This window comes from Nonomuraea aridisoli, assembly GCF_003236395.1.
Classification (GTDB): domain Bacteria; phylum Actinomycetota; class Actinomycetes; order Streptosporangiales; family Streptosporangiaceae; genus Nonomuraea; species Nonomuraea aridisoli.
Window position 1 is genome coordinate 27006 of record NZ_POUD01000018.1, and the last position, 17432, is coordinate 44437.

The 17432-nt window shown below is 67.8% G+C and carries 16 protein-coding genes and 1 tRNA gene; 9 read left to right on the forward strand and 8 right to left on the reverse strand.

Features of this window, described 5'->3' with window-relative positions:
* Window positions 1-911: 911 nt before the first annotated feature.
* Window positions 912-1226: a VOC family protein gene (locus tag C1J01_RS53675; RefSeq protein WP_181448613.1), complete on the reverse strand. Its 315-nt coding sequence runs from the start codon at window positions 1224-1226 to the stop codon at window positions 912-914.
* Between C1J01_RS53675 and C1J01_RS07130 the strand changes: the two genes are divergently transcribed.
* Entirely contained in the window at window positions 1192-1452 is a 261-nt protein-coding gene (locus C1J01_RS07130) for a CopG family transcriptional regulator (RefSeq protein ID WP_111177363.1), read from the forward strand. The genes C1J01_RS53675 and C1J01_RS07130 overlap by 35 nt on opposite strands.
* Window positions 1449-1862, forward strand: a complete 414-nt coding sequence (locus tag C1J01_RS07135) for a type II toxin-antitoxin system VapC family toxin (RefSeq protein ID WP_111177299.1) — start codon at window positions 1449-1451, stop codon at window positions 1860-1862. Before C1J01_RS07130 ends, C1J01_RS07135 begins: the two co-directional genes overlap by 4 nt.
* A 1209-nt stretch (window positions 1863-3071) precedes the next feature.
* On the opposite strand, the gene C1J01_RS07145 is transcribed toward C1J01_RS07135, so the two are convergent.
* Complete coding sequence (locus tag C1J01_RS07145) at window positions 3072-4643, reverse strand: hypothetical protein (RefSeq protein ID WP_111177303.1); 1572 nt, start codon at window positions 4641-4643, stop codon at window positions 3072-3074.
* Between the two features lie 444 nt (window positions 4644-5087).
* On the opposite strand from C1J01_RS07145, the gene C1J01_RS07150 reads away from it, so the two are divergent.
* Window positions 5088-5618 carry an SMI1/KNR4 family protein gene (locus C1J01_RS07150; protein WP_111177305.1) on the forward strand — a complete coding sequence of 177 codons (531 nt, stop codon included), beginning with the start codon at window positions 5088-5090 and terminating at the stop codon, window positions 5616-5618.
* A gap of 594 nt (window positions 5619-6212) precedes the next feature.
* Here the strand turns inward: C1J01_RS07150 and C1J01_RS07160 are convergent.
* Entirely contained in the window at window positions 6213-6473 is a 261-nt protein-coding gene (locus tag C1J01_RS07160) for a hypothetical protein (protein ID WP_111177309.1), read from the reverse strand.
* Between the two features lie 321 nt (window positions 6474-6794).
* On the opposite strand from C1J01_RS07160, the gene C1J01_RS07165 reads away from it, so the two are divergent.
* Window positions 6795-7265: a hypothetical protein gene (locus C1J01_RS07165; RefSeq protein WP_111177311.1), complete on the forward strand. Its 471-nt coding sequence runs from the start codon at window positions 6795-6797 to the stop codon at window positions 7263-7265.
* Window positions 7266-7686: 421 nt separating this feature from the next.
* On the opposite strand, the gene C1J01_RS07170 is transcribed toward C1J01_RS07165, so the two are convergent.
* Window positions 7687-7757: transfer RNA gene (locus tag C1J01_RS07170), tRNA-Gly, on the reverse strand.
* A gap of 100 nt (window positions 7758-7857) precedes the next feature.
* Between C1J01_RS07170 and dcd the strand changes: the two genes are divergently transcribed.
* The 3 genes from dcd to C1J01_RS07185 all read left to right on the forward strand — a co-directional run bounded on the left by dcd (window position 7858) and on the right by C1J01_RS07185 (window position 10309).
* Window positions 7858-8433 (forward strand): dCTP deaminase, encoded by a 576-nt coding sequence (gene dcd, locus C1J01_RS07175; RefSeq protein WP_111177365.1) that lies wholly within the window; start codon window positions 7858-7860, stop codon window positions 8431-8433.
* A gap of 248 nt (window positions 8434-8681) precedes the next feature.
* Window positions 8682-9299 (forward strand): DUF47 domain-containing protein, encoded by a 618-nt coding sequence (locus C1J01_RS07180; protein ID WP_090770239.1) that lies wholly within the window; start codon window positions 8682-8684, stop codon window positions 9297-9299.
* A gap of 5 nt (window positions 9300-9304) precedes the next feature.
* Window positions 9305-10309, forward strand: a complete 1005-nt coding sequence (locus C1J01_RS07185; RefSeq protein ID WP_111177313.1) for an inorganic phosphate transporter — start codon at window positions 9305-9307, stop codon at window positions 10307-10309.
* A 1-nt stretch (window position 10310) separates the two neighbouring features.
* Here C1J01_RS07185 and mshD read toward each other — a convergent pair whose 3' ends face one another.
* Window positions 10311-11192: a mycothiol synthase gene (mshD, locus tag C1J01_RS07190; protein WP_181448614.1), complete on the reverse strand. Its 882-nt coding sequence runs from the start codon at window positions 11190-11192 to the stop codon at window positions 10311-10313.
* Between the two features lie 109 nt (window positions 11193-11301).
* Between mshD and C1J01_RS07195 the strand changes: the two genes are divergently transcribed.
* On the forward strand, window positions 11302-13089 hold the full coding sequence (locus C1J01_RS07195; RefSeq protein WP_111177315.1) for a bifunctional metallophosphatase/5'-nucleotidase: 1788 nt from the start codon (window positions 11302-11304) through the stop codon (window positions 13087-13089).
* A gap of 28 nt (window positions 13090-13117) precedes the next feature.
* On the opposite strand, the gene C1J01_RS07200 is transcribed toward C1J01_RS07195, so the two are convergent.
* Together C1J01_RS07200 and C1J01_RS07205 are read right to left on the reverse strand one after the other, a co-directional pair.
* A complete protein-coding gene (locus tag C1J01_RS07200) occupies window positions 13118-13426 on the reverse strand; it encodes a nucleoside triphosphate pyrophosphohydrolase family protein (RefSeq protein WP_111177317.1) in 309 nt (102 codons plus the stop codon).
* Window positions 13427-13449: 23 nt separating this feature from the next.
* Window positions 13450-14814 carry a sensor histidine kinase gene (locus C1J01_RS07205; RefSeq protein WP_181448615.1) on the reverse strand — a complete coding sequence of 455 codons (1365 nt, stop codon included), beginning with the start codon at window positions 14812-14814 and terminating at the stop codon, window positions 13450-13452.
* Between the two features lie 238 nt (window positions 14815-15052).
* On the opposite strand from C1J01_RS07205, the gene C1J01_RS07210 reads away from it, so the two are divergent.
* The gene (locus C1J01_RS07210; RefSeq protein ID WP_111177321.1) at window positions 15053-16036 is read left to right on the forward strand and encodes an NAD-dependent epimerase/dehydratase family protein; all 984 of its coding nucleotides are present in this window, start codon (window positions 15053-15055) and stop codon (window positions 16034-16036) included.
* Here the strand turns inward: C1J01_RS07210 and C1J01_RS07215 are convergent.
* Window positions 16019-17428 carry an MFS transporter gene (locus C1J01_RS07215; RefSeq protein ID WP_111177323.1) on the reverse strand — a complete coding sequence of 470 codons (1410 nt, stop codon included), beginning with the start codon at window positions 17426-17428 and terminating at the stop codon, window positions 16019-16021. The two genes, C1J01_RS07210 and C1J01_RS07215, sit on opposite strands and share 18 nt — an antisense overlap.
* Between the last annotated feature and the right edge of the window lie 4 nt (window positions 17429-17432).

Below are 17432 nucleotides of genomic sequence, written 5' to 3' on the forward strand. Positions count from 1 at the left end.
GCCAGGCCCGCCACAACAGCTCTTGTGAAAACGAACACCCGCGTGCAACAACAACGAGAGCACCCGCCAGGCCGCCACATCTCGCCGACGCGGGGCCGCGAAGGCGGAACCAACATGAATCAGTGGCTCGCCACAGCGCGGGCATGACCGCTCGTTGTGCCCGGAGCGCGGATAAGGCTGCTTGTACGAGGCACGACAAGGCAGGCAGACGAACGACGTCTTCGCATGACCCATGCGCCCAGAGTAGGCCCATCCCCATCCTCGATCGACAGAATAAGCGCCGGTTGAAGTCGTTCCAGCTTGTTCAACCCCTGTACGAACTCCTCCCTGAACGGCCTCGTACATGGTCACTGGGACTTTCTTTCCTCCGGATGAATCCGGACGCGTTGCCCGTCGGTGCTGTCAATGACGGTTCTTCCAGCAAGAGGTCGCTTCAGCGTGAGCCTCACCGGGCGCAAATAGCCGGCCGCGTTGGTGAGCACGGGCTCCTCCCAGGGCCACTGACGGGGGCAGTTCTCCCCCACCAGAATCCGATGACCACCTCGGAGCGCGATTCGCCCGCCTCCGTGTCTGTCACGCTCTCACAAGCTCGGGGGACCCGGTGGGGGCGCCGAAGGTCACATCGACCGTCAAAGTCGCTCGTCCGCCGACAACTTCGCTTCTCCGATGTCCTCCCACGAGGAGATCGCACAACCGGCCAGCATCAACGCGGCACACGCCAAAACCATGAAAGCCTTTCCAGCAGGCATGGGAGAACCTCAGTGCGTCACCCCACACCGAAGACCAAAAGCGTTAGCCAGGGGAGGAACGAATTCTGGCCCGCCCATCTCCCCAACCACGTGCGAAGACCGGCGAGTCATCCCGGAGCCTGAGGCACTTACTGCCCTTTGCCCTTCACGGGCAGCCGGCGGTCATGTCGGCACGGGCAGCCAGCACAGGCGGAAGGGATGGCCTGCGGGATCAGCGCAAACCTGAACTCCACTGGGTGCAGTGCGATCGTCGGCCGCTTTGAGCAGGCGCCCACCCAACGTGATCACCTGCTCATGCGCCGCGTCGAAGTCATCGACGTGGAAGTCGAGATGGATCTGCTGCGGAGCTGGAGTGACGCAGACACCCGGACCAGGCTGCGGTCCTTCCGAACTAACGAGGTGGTCGCGACTGTGCGGGAGGATGTGCGGTAGGATAGAGAGCATGAGCGAGCCTACCGGCAAGTATTCGATCACCATGCCACGTGATATCGCCGAGGCCGCCCGGGCCCGGAGCGGCCCTTCCGGTCTGTCCGCCTACGTCGCCGCAGCCGTCGCCCGCCAGATCGAGCGCGACAATCTCAACGAACTCATCCAGGTCGCCGAGGCCGAGCACGGCCCTATCACCGACGACGAGATCCAGGCACTGCGCGACCAACTCCACCGGGCCCGGCGGGGACAGGCCAATGGTGGGACGGCCGCGTGACCCGTTCTCCCGCTGCTCCCGGGGGCACACTTGTCCTCGACAGCGAGGGACTGGCCAAGGCTGTCCTGCGTGACCGTACGGTCACCGCATGGCTTGCTCTCGCCCGCGCCGACGACCTCCGCGTTGTCACCTCTGCCGCCACCCTCGTCGAGGTGGTCCACCCCCGCGTCAACCGACCGGCACTGGAGTGGACGCTATCCCGACTTGTCATCGAGCCGGTCACCGAACCGATCGCCCGCCACGCCGCCACGCTTTTGTCTGACGCCGGCCTGCACGGGCACAAGTACGCCATCGATGCCATGCTCAGCGCCACCGCCCTCGCTGCCCCCGGTCCCGTAACGATCCTCACCTCCGACCCCGAGGACCTCACCGCCCTGTGCGGCACACGCGTTACCGTCAGCAAGGTCTGAGTCGCCGTACCGGTCTGCCCCGCAGGGCTCAAAAACCCGCTGCAATAACAAAACCCGCATTGGCCACCTGGGACACTTGAAGCGGGTGACGGAAATCGAACCCGCCTGTCAGCTTGGGAACTGCGACGATTGCACGACGTCGCGACTCTGAGCTGGGCGAGAGTTCGGTCTCGAGTAACCGTGATAAACACCTCGTCACCGGGTTGATGGGCCGACAAATAGAGCCCTGACCTTGAAAGCACGTCATGGATACGCTGATCGTCATGGGAGACGGTGAGGCATCTCTGCGGCTGGAGGACGTAGCGTCGGCATTAGAGACGGCTCTCACCGCCCTGAGGGCTGTGGGGGTCAACCCGATGTACCGCGTGGGTGGCACAGGCGCCGCTCTCCTGCAAGGTGTTCGTCTTCCTGTCGGAGATCTTGACCTCTTAGTGGCTCGGCGGAAGGACGTGGACGCGTTCGCTGCAGCCCTCTCATCCTTCCCCTGCCTCTATACGGCATCTTGGCTCCCCGAGAGTTCGCAGTATTTCGCCAGGTACGAGGTGAACGGGGTCCATGTAGAAATCAGCACGGTTGAGCAGGAGACCGACTCCGATGGGATGGAGTGCATCGGCCGTGGCCCGTGGCAGCACTACGTCTTGATCAAGTGTGGTTCGCATCGCGTTCCTGTCGTGCGCCTGGAACTGCGGTTGGCCACAGAACTCTTGCGTGATCGGCCCGATCGATACGAACCTCTCCTCGACCACATGGCGGCGCACGGATTCGATGCAGATCTTCTGCGTAGGGCCATGACTGCTCGCGGCCTTTCGATGGAACGCCAACGCCTGGTTTACGAGCGCCTGGCCCATTCCTCTCCCCGTTCCCGATAGTTGCCAGGGACCGACTCGCGCCCGTGCTTCGGGCAAGGGTGGCGCTTGCGCCATCGCATACCGCTGCCTGTTGAAGGATCCCTCGGAACGGGCCATGCGGGCTGATGATCGCAGCTGGCATCTCGTCCCGGCATCGACACTTCATACGCCGAAGTCCCCCGACCGCGGGCAGCCTGCGGCGGGCTAGGCCACAATTTCGAGTACGGCGCGGTCGGGAATGCTGTATGTCGCGGGTGGATTCTGGCTCCCCTCCAGGCGCGGAACGGGAGCGATATGCCGACCCGGTCGCGCGGGCCAGGGGCGAAGACGCCGTATTGCCGCGAGGACACTACGAAAGCGATCACGGGGACGATCGGAGTTCCTGCCGTGGTTCTGCCTGCGCGGCCTGTTCCAAGGAGCCACCCCGCTTCAGGGCCGAGGCGCAGTGGGGACGCGCGGCTGCTCGCGGGCGAGGAGCGCAGCGAGGGGCGGCGGAGAGGAGGGGAAGGCCGGCGACGACGGCCGCTATCGCCAGCCAGGGAGTCTCGAACGGCACTCGTACCGGCTCATCCCACGTGGTAGGCACCGTCAGAGGCCACCACAGCAACCTCCCGGCAATACATCCGGTGACCGCACCGAGGACCGTTCCCCATAAGGCGCACAGAGCCGCGCGGGAGGCGCAGAACCACCGGAAAGTCGCGGCCGATCCCCTACCGGCTCGCTTCAGAACCCGGGCCTGGCGCGCGTTCGCGGCCTTGCCGAAGCCGACGGCCAGCGCGCACGCGAGGGCGACGAGGAATGCCGCCGCGACGATGGGCAGCCACCCGGTCGAAGGCTCGAAGCCGCGCTCGACGTAGGTTGCCGCGACCGCGTCGTCCAGACGGTCGTCGAGGCGCTCCTGCTCCTGCGGCGTGACCCGGTGGAGGGAGGGGTCAACGATCAGTTCGTCCGGCTGAAGCTGGTAGCCGAGGCTACGGAGGATCTTCGAGGGGACGAAAATCGTCTGCATGTGCGGGTCGGCAGGTCTAGCGATGACCGCCCGGACGCTCTTGGTCGATATCGTCTCGTCGTTTTCGTTGACCTCGTAGGAGAGTTCGACCGAGTCAACCTTCATGGCAGCTGATGTGATCACTACGGCCGTGTTCTCGTCATACGGCGTCGACTGATCGCCCGTGAGGTACCGCAGCAGCTTTTCGTCGCCGATGGCCTGGTTCCAGTAGACGGCCTCCTCCGGCATGTCGACGTTCCCCGCGTCCGTGCCGAAGTGCCTGGAGAGGCTCGTCGGTCGCTCGCTCTCAGCGATTGGCACGCCGGGTAATTCCCGCTCCATCGCCGCTCGTATGGCGCCTGCATCCGCCGCCGAGAAAGAAGACACCCCGAATAAGGTGCTTGGCTGGACCAATAAGGTGCCCTGCCGGGCCCGGGGAGAGTATTCGGCCCTGCTCTGCGTCGCTTCGCCGACCGCGATGACCGTCAGCGCCATGCCGAAGGCCGTCGCTGTCATCACCAGCGTGATGCTGAGAACTGCGCGCGCACGGCGGTGGGCCAGGTCGCGGGCCGCCAGGCGTAAGGGTGGCGGCAGTCGCTCCGTGAACGGACGAGGGATCTCCAGCAGCCATGAAGGCAGTGGGGCGAGACCAGCCACAAGTAGTCCCGCGCCGACGAGGGCGAGCAGCAGCATCGCGAGGGATTCCATGGCGCCGTAGCGCGAATCCTCACCCGCCGCCCACGCACCGAGCCCCATCACCAAGACACCGGCGAACGACACGAACAGGCCCTTTACGACGAGTCGCCGGCTTATGCGCTCGTGGCGGTTAGGCGGGGCGGAACGCACCGCGACACGGATGACCCTGGCCGTTCCCAGCAAGGGAGGGCCCACCAACATAGCGAAGAACACGACCGCGAATGCGTAGTATCCAAGATCGAAAGACATGGCGGAATAGTAGCCAGCTACAACACCGACACGTCCGCTTACAACAATTCCTCTACGGTGAGCAAGGCCAGGCATCCGGGCCAGACGGCGTTTAACCGGGCCGCGCCGAACACCTTCTCAAGCGAAGGCGGAGATCTGGCTGACCAAGAAGGGAGCGAACTGCTGGCCACGTTCTCAAGCCTGCAGTGGGGTGAACTGACGGCGACCGCCCGCCCAAGTCCGAAGCGGGCAAGCGCATCGTCAGCATCCCGGCCGCGCATCTGCTTTACGCCGAGGGATCCATGGATTCGTACGCTGACAACGGCGAGGAACACGTCTTCATCGGCCCCAAGTGCGCCAAGCGCCGGTACTCGAAATCCACCCGCGGAGCGTCCGATAAACGCTGGTGTTGCGGCACCCAACGCCTGACGAAACAGTCAGTCGCGACGGATACCGTAACCCACCATGAATACCGCCTACGCCTGGTCTGACCTCTTCCCGGAGGAAGAGCCGATGGCCGAAGGTCCAGACCATCCTCCGTTGCCGCCTGGCCATGGCCTCCACCCCCCGGCCGGTGAATTAGAAGTCAGTCAACTCGAAGAGCGGTTAGGCATGAACCTGCCGCCAAGCTATCGGCAATTCCTCCTGTACTCCGACGGCTGGGGCGTCGAGGAGTACTCCCTGTGGCCGGTCGCTGAGGTCGGCTGGGTCCGTGACGTCCTGCCTTCAAGGGTCGAAGCCTGGTCGGTGCCCAGAGATGAAGTGCCTGATGACCTCTACTTCGTCTACGGAAAGAAGCAGAATCACCACGCCATCAGAGCGGAATATCTGCCTGACACTCTTATAGTCGGGCTGTGGGATGGAGACCTTCTTCTCAACCCCCACGTCATGACCTCTGATGGCGAGTGGGAGGCCTGGCTTCTCGCGGGTTGGATGGCCGGCGCCAAGCGTCACAGGTCCTTCTGGGACCTCATGAAAGACCTTTGTACCCCTTGAGCCCTACGGCGGCAGGGAGGGATGGCATCCATCCCCACCCGGCTGCGCCTCTCCACACGGGCCGATGTAACCCCGGCAAGCGCGGCATGCAGAGGGCGCTTCGGCGGAGTTTGGCATCAGGGATCAACCACGGTGCTCGGTGAGCCAGGAACGAACCCTGGCTCACCGAGCACCCCCAAGCACGTACGGCGACCGGCCATGCAGTGGTGATCGTGAGGGCTGCATCTGTGCGGCGTGGCAACCCCGGTCGGAGGGTTCGGTTGGTACGCCGGGGTCGGCGCGCGGTGCCCGGCCCGGTGTCCCGCCGCCGTCCGGGACCGGCCCCCAGGCCGCACGCCCGGACGGCGGGCGGGCGGAGGGCCGGGGGTACGGCGGCGCGCCGCGCCGCCGCTTGATACCTACAAGAACTATTCGGCTGTGCCCCGGCTATGGCTCGTTGTCTTGCGGGCCTCGGCGATGAGTTCGACGAGGTCGGCCATCAGCTTCGGGCTTGCGGCGATGGTGGCTTGGGCGGTCATGTTGTGCGGGCTGCCGTCGATGTCGACGACTGCGGCTCCGGCTTCGCGGACGATGGTGACGCCTGCGGCGGGTGTCTCATGGGTTGTTGCTGAACATGACGTTGGCGTCGATCCTGCCGTCCACGCGCCCGGACGGTTCTTGAGTCAGAGCGAGACGAGGCCGGTTCCGCTCCACGACGTTGTCGCCTATGGCCACGATGGCGCTGTCCAGTTCGCGGGCGTCGCTCGCCTGAATGATCGTGTCGTTGGCTTGAGCGCCGGCCCCTTCCGCGGCTGGATAGCGGAGGCCGAGGAACGGCAGATCGATGACTCTGACGAGCCCGAGCCGGACGAGCAAAATCCAGATGGATCGGGCACGTAGCGGGCACGGAAGATCGAAAAGAGTCCAGACAACAACTAAGGCCAGGCGGGGAAACCGTCTCTAACCTGGTCTTTGGCGATGAGAGCGGGTGACGGGAATCGAACCCGCGCTGTCAGCTTGGGAATTGCAGGAATCTCGGCTCGTGAGAGCGCCAGCCTGCGGTTACGGCCGGTCGTGAGTGACCGTGGTTGACCCCTCGTTACCCCGGTTAATGGCACGCTAATGGCACGACGATCGCGGCCTTGAGCTGTGAAACCGGCTCGGATCCGATGGCATGCGCAGGGAAAGGAAGAGACTATGAGCAGCCTTCTTCGCTCACTCACGGACGAGGTGAGACCCGAATACCGGCTCTTCGCCGTCGCCAGCGTTATAGACGGCCAATTAGTGGGCTCGGCGGTCGATGGGGAGATGGACCCACCGGACGAGAGGGTTGCGGCAGGGCACGACGGGCTCATCATCCGGACGGCATACTACGGTGACGTATTGCATACGATCCACAACGGGTTCGAGCGGTGGGACGGGCCACCACCTGTGGATGACTGGGAAGAGCTGTGGACTGGCCGGCTCTCACTGAGATCCGAACTGATCGGTGCCGAGCCTTGGGCGGCCGACTATCTCAATCCACACCGTATGGAGTTCGACCTAGGGCAAGGCGATACGACCTGGTCCACACGGGTAACCACCAAGATCCTTCGGACCGAACAGGAGCCCGGCTTCCCCAACGCGTTCGCCCGGATCGAGCTATACAAGATCCAGTTTTGGGTTTAAGCGCTTACGCACGTGAGACGCTTCGACGGAGTTTGGCATCAGGGATCAGCCGCACTGCTCGGTGAGCCAGGGTGAGGAACGAACTCTGGATCGTCGATCGCCCCGTACGGCATCCGGCCATGCTGTGGCGATCGTAGGGCTGCATCTGTGCGGCGGCCCGGCAACCCCGGGCGGGCGGTCGGCTGGTACGGCGTGCTATGCGCGGCCCGGTGTCCCCGCCGCTGTCCGGGACCGGCCCCAGACCGCACGCCCGGACGGTGGGCGGGCGGAGGGCCGAGGATACGGCCGCGCGCCGCGCCGCCGCTTGGCAAGCTCTCTACGGCGATGATTCGACAGTGGCGGCACGCAGAGATCAACAGCCCTAGGAAACATCAAAGCCCAGGTACCGAATCCATCGGTCTACCTGGGCTTTCGCGATGAGAGCGGGTGACGGGAATCGAACCCGCGCTGTCAGCTTGGGAAGCTGATGTTCTGCCATTGAACTACACCCGCGTGCGACTCGCGGTCGCCGACCACCACTGTAGCGGAAACTTGGCGCAGTTCAGCAATCCCGGGCCCGCAGAGTTTCCGGGCGGGCGGTAAGTTGCTCACCGTGTTGCTATCTGACCGTGACATCCTTGCTGAGATCGACGCCGGACGGCTCTCACTCGATCCGTTCGATCCCGAAATGATCCAGCCGTCCAGCATCGACGTCCGGCTCGACCGGTTCTTCAGGGTGTTCGAGAACCATCGCTACCCGCACATCGACCCGTCCGAGGAGCAGCCGGATCTGACGCGGATGGTGGAGCCCAGGGGTGACGAGCCGTTCATCCTTCATCCGGGGGAGTTCGTGCTGGCCTCCACGTACGAGGTCGTCTCGCTGCCGGACGATCTGGCCTCGCGGCTGGAGGGCAAGAGTTCGCTCGGCCGGCTGGGGCTGCTGACGCATTCGACGGCCGGGTTCATCGATCCGGGGTTCAGCGGGCATGTGACGCTGGAGTTGTCGAACGTGGCGACGTTGCCCATCAAGCTGTGGCCGGGGATGAAGATCGGGCAGCTGTGCGTGTTCAAGCTCAGCTCCCCCGCCGAGCATCCGTACGGGTCCAGCAAGTACGGTTCGCGCTATCAGGGGCAGCGGGGCCCCACCCCGTCGCGGTCGTACCGCAACTTCCACCGGACGAAGGTGTGAGATGAACATCAGGTGAACATTCGAGGAACGTCTCGGTAATCAAGTCTCGTTTGCGCTACCGCCAGCAACTGTTCTGAACGACGTCGAGGGCAGTGCGAGCTGCCAAAAAACCCCCAAAAGTACGTACATCCTCGGTGTTGCACAACCTACGTCGGGTAGCCAGAAGGCGAACGGGATGTGAAGTTCGCATTTCGCCTGGTAGGCCATACCCTCTTCCACGGACCATCCCCGCACATCTGGAGAACGACGTGCGCCTGCGTCTCACGCCACGTGAGGACAGCTACTACGACCTGTTCGCCGATTCGGCGAACAACCTGGTCACGGCATCCCGCCTGCTGGTGGAGATCATCAGTGACGGCTCGGACAGGGAAGCCCTGGCCGAGAAGATGCGCGCCTGCGAGCACGCCGGCGACGAACGCACCCACGCCATCATGAACAGGCTCAACGAGAGCTTCATCACGCCGTTCGACCGCGAGGACATCTACCGCCTCGCCTCCAACCTCGACGACGTGATGGACGCCATGGAGGCCGCCTCCGACCTGATCGTGCTCTACCAGCTCGACCACCTGCCCAAGGACGTCGTCCGCCAGGTCGAGGTGCTCGAGCGGGCCGCCGAGCTCACCGCCGAGGCCATGCCCCGGCTGCGTTCGATGAAGAACCTCAACGAGTACTGGATCGAGGTCAACCGCCTGGAGAACCAGGCCGACCAGGTCTATCGCAGGCTGCTGGCCAAACTGTTCAGCGGCGAGTACGACGCACTCACGGTCATGAAGATGAAGGAGGTCGTCGACGCCCTCGAACAGGCGGCCGACGCCTTCGAGCACGTCGCCAACACCGTCGAGTCGATCGCGGTCAAGGAAAGCTAGGCCCCGTGGACCTCACGCTCGCCCTCGTCATCGGCGTGGTCGTCGTCGCACTCGTCTTCGACTACACCAATGGCTTCCACGACGCGGCGAACGCCATCGCGACCTCCGTCTCGACCCGAGCCCTGACGCCCAGGGCCGCGTTGTTCATGGCGGCGGCCATGAACTTCATCGGCGCCCACCTGGGCACCCAGGTCGCCCAGACCGTCGGCAGCGGCATCATCGACGCACCGAACGGCTCGCACGGCCTGGTGATCGTGGCCGCGGCGCTCATCGGCGCGATCGTCTGGAACCTGATCACGTGGTATTTCGGGTTGCCCTCCTCCTCCAGTCACGCGCTCATCGGGGGCCTGGTCGGCTCAGCGCTGGCCTCGGCCAGCGTCGTGCACTGGGACGGCGTTCTCGAGAAGGTCGTCATCCCGATGATCCTCTCGCCGCTGGTCGGGTTCTCCCTCGCGGCGTTGATCATGATCGCAATCTACTGGATCTTCCGCAACAGCCAGCCCGGAAAGACCAACCGGGGCTTCCGCTACACGCAGACCGTCTCGGCCGCCGCCATGGCGCTCGGTCACGGCCTGCAGGACGCCCAGAAGACGATGGGCGTCATCTTCCTGGCGCTCGTCGTCGGCGACTTCGCCAACCCGGGCGACCCCATCCCGCAGTGGGTCATCCTGGCCGCCGCCGCGGCGATCTCCCTCGGCACGTACGCGGGCGGCTGGCGCATCATGCGGACGCTGGGGCGGCGCATCATCGCCCTGGACCCGCCGCAGGGTTTCGCCGCCGAGTCGGCGGCGGCGACGGTGTTGTACGTCGCCGCCATCGGGTTCGGCGCCCCCATCTCGACCACGCACACGATCACCTCGGCGATCATGGGCGTCGGCGCGACCAAGCGGCTCAGCGCCGTGCGGTGGGGCGTGGCCGGCAACATCGTGACCGCCTGGATCCTCACCATCCCGGCCGCCGCCCTCGTCGCCGCGATCTCGTACTTCATCATGCACGCGATCGTGGAGTAGCTCAGGCGGTGGGGGCGTACATCACGTCGACGTCCCACCGGGAGAAGCCGAGTGACTCGTACAACCTGATGGCCGCCGTGTTGGCCTCGTCCACGTAGAGCATCGCCTGGGCGAGGCCGCGCGAGCGCAGGTGGGTCAGGCCGGCCAGGGTGAGCGCCCGGCCGAGTCCGGTGCCCTGCTGGGAGGGGTCGACGCCGACGACGTACACCTCTCCCACGGAGTCGTGGACCTTCGTCCAGTGGAAGCCGGCCAGCCGGTCGCCGCGGACGGCCAGGAAGAAGCCCTCGGGGTCGAACCACGGCTCGCGCTCGCGCCGCAGCAGGTCGTCGACCGTCCAGGCGCCCTGTTCGGGGTGGTGGGCGAAGGCGGCGGCGTTGACCTTGAGCCAGGCCTCCTCGTCACGTCCCGGTACGAACGTGCGCAGCGAGACCTCCGGCGGCAGCGTGCAGTCCGGAAGAGGCGCCTCCAGCGGGCGGCGCATCTGCCACAGGGACCGTACGCGTTCCAGCCCGAACGAGGCCGCCAGCGCCGCCGCGCCCGCGTGGTCGCCGTGGGCCCACAGGCGGGGGCGGCCGCCGGTGACGTCCAGGACCTCGCGCAGCAGGCGCGTGCCGTGGCCGCGCCGGCGGTGGTCCGGGTGGACGACCAGCTCGACGCTCGGTGCCTCGTCGCCCGGATCGACGTGCGCGTAACCGGCCAGGTCGGCTCCGGCGCGCAACAGCAGGGAGCGGGCCCCGGAGTCGCCGCCGTAGCGGACGTGGAGCATCGACTGCTCGTTGAGCGGGTGGACGCCGTCGGCTCGCGCCGCCGCCTCCACGAGGCCGAGCACCTCGGCGATCTCCTCGTCGTCCAGCCGGGCCGAGACTTTCACGCGCACGTTCACAGAACGCCACTCTAGGCGGACCACTGGCAAACACCGCCAGACGGCATCCGGATAAATCGTTACCTTTGCGACATCGGCTGCTCAAGGTCAGGTCGTAACGTCTTGGGGCATGACGTCTCGTTCCTTACTCCGGCTGGCGCTTGCCGGAGCCGTCACCTCGGGTGCGGTCATGCTGGCCACCCTCCCGGCGAACGCGAGCAAGGCCCCTCCGACGGTCCCCGTCCGGCTGCTCGCGCTCAACGACTTCCACGGCAACCTCGAGCCCCCGACCGGCTCCTCCGGCCGCATGGTGGACGAGCACGGCAACACGGTCGACGCCGGCGGCGCCGCGTACGTCGCCACGCACATGAAGGCCCTGGCCGACCGGAACACCATCGCCGTGGCCCAGGGCGACCTCATCGGCGCCTCACCGCTGATCTCGGCCGCCTACCACGACGAGCCGTCGATCGAGTTCCTGGACAAGCTGGGGCTCAAGGTGGCCGCGGTGGGCAACCACGAGTTCGACGAGGGCTACGCCGAGCTGCGCCGCATCATGAACGGCGGCTGCCACCCGGTCGACGGCTGCTCCCCCGCCGGCACGTGGAAGGGCGCCAAGTTCGACTACGTGGGCGCGAACGTGCTGTTCAAGAACCCGCACGAGAGGACCGACGCGCTGGCCGGACTCGCCGGAACGAACACCCCCACGGTCAAGAAGCTGCTCGCCGACTTCGGCGTGCCCGCGCTGCCGCCGGTCAGCGTCAAGCGGGTGAACGGCGTCCCGATCGGCTTCATCGGCGTCGTCACGCAGACCACGCCGAACATCGTCACGAGCGAGGGCATCAAGGACCTCAAGTTCATCGACGAGGTCAAGGCCGCCAACGTCGCCTCCAAGCTGCTCAAGCTGCTCGGCGTCAAGGCACAGGTCGTGCTGGTGCACGAGGGCGACCAGGTGAACGCCGGCCAGTCGCCGGACTCCTGTGCCGCCACCCCCGGGCCCGGCACCCGCATCGCGACGCAGGTGGACCCGGAGGTCGACCTGGTGCTGAGCGGCCACTCCCACCAGGCGTACCTGTGCACGGTCAAGGACCCGGCGGGCAACGACCGTCTCTTCTCGCAGGGCGGCTCGTTCGGGCGGGTGATCACGCAGGTCGACCTGAAGGTGAACACCAGGAGCCGCGACATCGTGCGCTCCTCGGTCGTCGCCGACAACCACGTCGTGACCCGCACGGTCACCCCGGACCCGGAGATCTCCACGTTCGTGCAGACGTGGAAGGACCGCGTGGCGCCCGTCGCCAACCGGGCGGTCGGCACGATCACCGCCGACATCACCAACACCGCGGGGCCCTCCGGCGAGTCGCCGCTCGGCAACCTCATCGCCGACGCGCAGCTGGCCGCCACCCGGACCGGCGGCAACGCCCAGATCGCCCTGATGAACCCGGGCGGCGTGCGGGCCTCGCTGTCGTTCGCCGGCTCGCCGGCCGGTGAGGGCGACGGCGTCGTCACGTACGGCGAGGCGTTCACGGTGCAGCCGTTCAACAACCTCATGCAGGTGGTCACGCTGACCGGGGCGCAGCTGAAGACGGTGCTGGAGCAGCAGTTCACCGGCGGCCCGAACAACCAGGCGTTCACCAAGATCCTGCAGCCGTCGGCGAACTTCACCTACACCTACAGCCCGAGCGCGCCCTGGGGCTCGAAGGTCTCCGACATGAGGATCGACGGGACCCCGGTGACCGACACCCAGACCATCAGGGTCGCGGCCAACAACTTCCTCGTGGGCGGCGGCGACGCGTTCCTCGCCTTCACCGAGGGCACCGACCTGTGGAGCGGGCCGCTGGACATCGACGCCTTCGTCGACCACCTCGGCCAGAACAACCCCATCGCTCCGCCCGCCACGAACCGCATCACCGTCACCGGCTGAGGCGCCGTAGGGCCCGCGGGCGCGGGCCCTACGCGTCCTTCCAGGCCAGCCACTTCCGCTCGATCTCCGTGGGGAGGTCGACGCCGTGGTGGCGGGCCATCAGCACCACGTGGCACAACACGTCGGCCAGCTCCTCGCGGAACGCGGCGTCGAGCTGCTCGTCCGTGCGGCCCTTGCGCCTGGCCCGGCCGCTGCGCATCAGGAACGCCTGCGTGAGCTCGCCCAGCTCCTCCTGGAGCTTGAGCAGGAACCACGTGTCGTCACGCTCGATGCCGAGGTGCGCGGCGTAGCGGTGGGAGATGGGCTCGATCTCGTCGGAGAGCTCGCGCAGATCCATGCCGGAAGTGTAGGGCCGGGACCTCACACGCCCCCGTACAGCGGGATGACCGCGACGAAGCGGGCGCCCGGGTGGTGGTCGGCCACCGTGAGGCTGCCGCCATGGGCGGCGGCGATCTCCCTGGACAGCGGCAGCCCGAGACCGCTGCCGCCCTTGTCCTTCGCCCTGCCGCTCTCCAGCCGGGTGAACCGCTCGAAGACCCGCTCCCGGTCCTCCGGCGCGATGCCGTCGCCGTCGTCGGCGACCGTCACGATCACCTGCGCCTGGCGTACGGACACCTCCACCTCGATCCGGGTGGCGGCGTGCCGGGTGGCGTTGTCGAGCAGGTTGGTCAGCAGCCGGTCGAGCTGCACCGGCGAGCCGCAGACCGGCGCCGACGCGCACAGCCGCAGGTGGATCGGCACGCGGCCGTCCTCGCGGTCGCGCGCCTGCTCCTCCACCACGCGGCAGAGGTCGACCACCCGGCGCGGCACGACGGCGCCGGCGTCGAGCCTGGCCAGCATCAGCAGCTCGTCGACGATCGTGGCCAGGCGGTCGGCGGCGGCCAGGGCCCGCGCGCCGGTGGCCTTCCAGTCGGTCTCGTCGGGGTAGGCGTTGGCCACCTCCAGCTGGGCGCGCAGGGCCGAGATCGGGCTGCGCAGCTCGTGGGAGGCGTCGGCGACGAAGCGACGCTGAGTTTCGGCGGAACGTTCGAGACGGTCGAGGGTGTGGTTGGTGGTGCGGGCCAGCGAGCTGATCTCGTCGCCGGTGTCGGGCACGGGGACGCGCCGGCTAATGTCGCGGCCGGTGATCTCGGCCAGTTCGGCGCTGATGCGCTCGACCGGGCGCAGCGCCGACCCGACCGCGGCCCAGGTGATGGCGCCGACGATCCCCAGCACGAGCGGGGACCCGACGAACACGAACAGGTTGATCCAGGTGAGCGCCCGGTCGACGTCGGACAGGGAGGAGGCGCCGTACACGGTGACGGGGCCTTCGGGCGTGTCCACGGTCATGGCCTTGACCAGGTAGTGGATCGCGGGCTCCGTGCTGGTGGCCGGCGCGGTCTGCTCGACGGTCGAGATCGTCCTGGGCGCGGGGGGCCGGAAGTCCGTCATGTGGGCGTCCTGCAGGGACGTGGCGGGGGTGGACGCGATGATCCGGCCGTCCGACGACCGGACGCGCAGGAAGTGGATGCGGGCCGGCGGGGTGAGCACGGTGGGCAGCTCGCCCGCCCGCGCCTCGGCCGCCACCCGCCGCACGGCCAGCTCGACTCTGCTGTGGACGACGCCGTAGAGGTTGTCGGGCACGGTGGACAGCGTCAGGGAGGACCCGGCGGCGAGGACGACGGCGGCCACCAGGATCGCGATCGTGGTCAGGCGACCCCGAAGAGAACGCGGGAACCCCGCCATTTTCCCACCCCCGTGCCTTACTGCGAGTGACATCTACCCGCTCAGCGCGATCGCAACATGACAGCTGCTGATCTGGCCTTATACCGATTGAGGCGATGAGGGCTGGATACGCTGAGTGTATATACCCGGCCTTGACCGCCAGGCGACCGGCCCCTCTCCCACCCCTTACGCCCGTGGCGATTCCGCTGAGGGCGTGCACGTCTTCCGCGCGGGCGTTCGGGCAGCCAGGGTGGGAGCCATGAGGGTTCTGGTGCTGGGCGGCACGGAGTTCGTCGGCCGGGCGGTCGTCGAAGAAGCGCTCGCGTTGGGGTGGCGGGTGACGACGTTCAACCGGGGCAGCCACGAGCCGCCCGCGGGGGTGGCGGCGTTGCGCGGCGACCGGTCGGCCCCGGGCGGGCTCGCGGCGCTGGAGCGCGGCGAGTGGGACGTCGTGGTCGACACCTGGTCGTGGGCGCCGTCGGCGGTCCGTGACTCCGCCGCGTTGCTGGCCGATCGGGCGGGTCACTACGTCTACGTCTCCAGCCGTTCCGTCCACGCCGACGGGGCGGGGTTCGGGGCCGACGAGAGCGCGCCCGTGGTGGCGGCCTCGCCCGACGACGGCGACGGCGACTACGCGAAGAACAAGAGGGGCGCCGAGCTGGGCGCCGTGGCGGCGTTCGGGGAGCGGGCGCTGCTGGCCCGCGCGGGGCTCGTCCTGGGGCCGTACGAGAACATCGGGCGGCTGCCGTGGTGGCTCAACCGGATCGCGCGCGGCGGCCCGGTGGTCGCGCCGGAACCGGCCGATCTGGGGCTCCAGTACGTCGACGCCCGCGACCTGGCCCGGTGGTGCCTGGAGGCGGCCGGACGCGGCGTGGGCGGGGCGTTCAACGTGGTGAGCCCACCGGGGTTCACCACGATGAGCGAGCTGCTCGACACGTGCGTCCGCGTGACCGGAGGCGGGGCGGAGCTGCGCTGGATCGGCGCCGACCGGCTGCTGGCCGAGGGCGTGCGGCCGTGGATCGACCTGCCGATCTGGCTGACGGGCGACGACCACGCCTTCATGCACGGGGCCGACGTGTCGCGGGCGGTCGCGGCCGGGCTGCGGTGCCGGCCGGTGGCGGAGACGGTGGCCGACACCTGGGCCTGGCTGCGGGGCATCGGCGGTGCGGCGCCCATGCGGGCCGACCGGCCCCGGGTGGGGCTCGACCCCGCGGTGGAGGCCCGGTTACTCGAACGCGGCTGAGCGTTTCTCCATGGTCGTGCGCACGAGGTCGTAGCAGGCGGCCACGAGCGCGATCCCCACGGAGACCAGCACGACCAGCAGCCCGTGGCGGAACGCCGTCGACCAGCCGTCCCCCAGCGAGCCGAAGAACGTCGAGCCGGCCGCCGCGATGCCGATGGCCGAGCCGAGCCGCTGGCCCGTCTGCAGCACGCCGGCCGCGCTGCCGCCGCCTTCGGGCGCCACCTCGGAGAGCGTGATGGCCTGGTTGGGCGAGATCACCAGGCCGCTGCCCATGCCCGCCAGCAGCAACGGCAGCGCGGTCGCCAGGCCCACGTGCTGGCCGGGCACGAGGTAGGTGGCGCCCATGGTGGCCAACAGCCCGGCGATCACCATGGTCAGACCGACGGCGGTCAGCCGCCGCCCGGCCCTCCACACGAGCCGGCCGCCGACCACGGCGGCCGAGGCCGAGCCGAGCGCGAACGGCGTGATCGACAGCCCGGCCAGCAGGGGGCTGTAGCCGTGGCCGCTCTGCAGGTAGAGGGTGAAGGCGAAGAAGATGCCGGTGAATCCGGCGAAGTAGAACAGCGCGATCATCGACCCCAGCCGGTACGACCGCTTCCGGAACAACGCCAGGTCGACCAGCGGCTCACGCCCGTAGTAGCGCTCCCAGACCACGAACCCGGCCAGGGTCAGCAGCGCGGCCGGCACGAGCAGCCACTTGGCGTCGCCCTCCCACTGGTTGCGCTGGACGAACGGCAGCAGCAGCCCCGCGATGCCGGCCCCGAGCAGCAGCACGCCCACCAGGTCCATGCTCTCGTGGCGGCGCACGGTCACCGGTCTGGGCAGCAGCCGCCAGGCCAGCGGCAGCAGCACGGCCCCGATCGGCAGGTTGACCAGGAACACCCACCGCCACCCGTGGTCGGCCCCGAACACGGTCACCAGCGCGCCGCCGATCAGCGGCCCGGCGGCCGTGGACACCCCGATGGTGGCGCCGAGCGCGCCGAAGGCCCGGCCGCGTTCGTACCCCTGGAACATCTGCTGGATCAGGCCGGAGACCTGGGGGTTGAGCATGCCGGCCGCCATGCCCTGGATCAGGCGGGCCACGATGAGCACCGTCATGTTCCCGGCGAAGCCGCAGGCGGCGCTGGCGAGGGTGAAGAGCACCACGCCCCACATGAAGATGGTGCGGCGGCTCCTGGCGTCGCCCAGCCGCCCGGCGGGGACCAGCAGCAGGCCGAACGTGAGCGCGTAGCCGGACAACGTCCACTGCAGGCCGTCGTCGGAGGCGTTCAGACCGTCGCGGATCGACGGCAGCGCCACGTTGACGATGCTGACGTCGAGGCCGGTCATGAACGCGGCCGTCAGGCACACGGCCAGCGCGCGTTTGCGGTTGTCGCCCCCGGACGCCCCCATCACG

Bases quoted from the DNA above. Each gene is read 5' to 3' on its own strand.
- C1J01_RS07130 (WP_111177363.1), top strand. From the start codon at position 1,192: ATGAGCGAGCCTACCGGCAAGTATTCGATCACCATGCCACGTGATATC.
- C1J01_RS53675 (WP_181448613.1), bottom strand. From the start codon at position 1,226: ATGGTGATCGAATACTTGCCGGTAGGCTCGCTCATGCTCTCTATCCTA.
- C1J01_RS07145 (WP_111177303.1), bottom strand. From the start codon at position 4,643: ATGTCTTTCGATCTTGGATACTACGCATTCGCGGTCGTGTTCTTCGCT.
- C1J01_RS07150 (WP_111177305.1), top strand. From the start codon at position 5,088: ATGAATACCGCCTACGCCTGGTCTGACCTCTTCCCGGAGGAAGAGCCG.
- C1J01_RS07165 (WP_111177311.1), top strand. From the start codon at position 6,795: ATGAGCAGCCTTCTTCGCTCACTCACGGACGAGGTGAGACCCGAATAC.
- C1J01_RS07195 (WP_111177315.1), top strand. From the start codon at position 11,302: ATGACGTCTCGTTCCTTACTCCGGCTGGCGCTTGCCGGAGCCGTCACC.
- C1J01_RS07200 (WP_111177317.1), bottom strand. From the start codon at position 13,426: ATGGATCTGCGCGAGCTCTCCGACGAGATCGAGCCCATCTCCCACCGC.
- C1J01_RS07205 (WP_181448615.1), bottom strand. From the start codon at position 14,814: ATGGCGGGGTTCCCGCGTTCTCTTCGGGGTCGCCTGACCACGATCGCG.
- C1J01_RS07210 (WP_111177321.1), top strand. From the start codon at position 15,053: ATGAGGGTTCTGGTGCTGGGCGGCACGGAGTTCGTCGGCCGGGCGGTC.
- C1J01_RS07215 (WP_111177323.1), bottom strand. From the start codon at position 17,428: ATGGGGGCGTCCGGGGGCGACAACCGCAAACGCGCGCTGGCCGTGTGC.